We start from the raw sequence: 267 nt of genomic DNA, 5'->3' as shown, positions 1-267 counted from the left end.
ATGATGCCCATAGTCGCCATAGCCGGTTTGGAAAGCGGCAGAACAATGTTCCATAAGATGCGAAACTCGCCGCAGCCATCCATTCTGGCTGAATCCAGCAGCTCGACCGGAAGGTTCAGGAAGAACGAGCGCATTACGAATAAGTTGAAAGCACTTATCGCCATGGGGAGCATTAATGCCCAGAGCGTATTGAGAAGCCCCAGCTGCTTCACCAGCAAGTAGTTCGGTATTAGCGGTGCACTGAAGATTAGCGTAAACAGCACCATA

At 50.6% G+C, this 267-nt stretch carries 1 protein-coding gene; it reads right to left on the bottom strand.

Going from position 1 to position 267, the window contains the following annotated elements; all coding sequences use genetic code 11:
* On the bottom strand, window positions 1-267 hold a 267-nt coding region (locus KVT27_RS24880; RefSeq protein WP_217582197.1), incomplete at both ends, for an ABC transporter permease subunit.

Source organism: Lysinibacillus sp. GbtcB16 (genome assembly GCF_019091145.1).
GTDB classification, from domain to species: domain Bacteria; phylum Bacillota; class Bacilli; order Bacillales_A; family Planococcaceae; genus Lysinibacillus; species Lysinibacillus fusiformis.
Note: the sequence above shows the minus strand (reverse complement) of the source record. Positions and strands in the feature narration are given on the sequence as shown.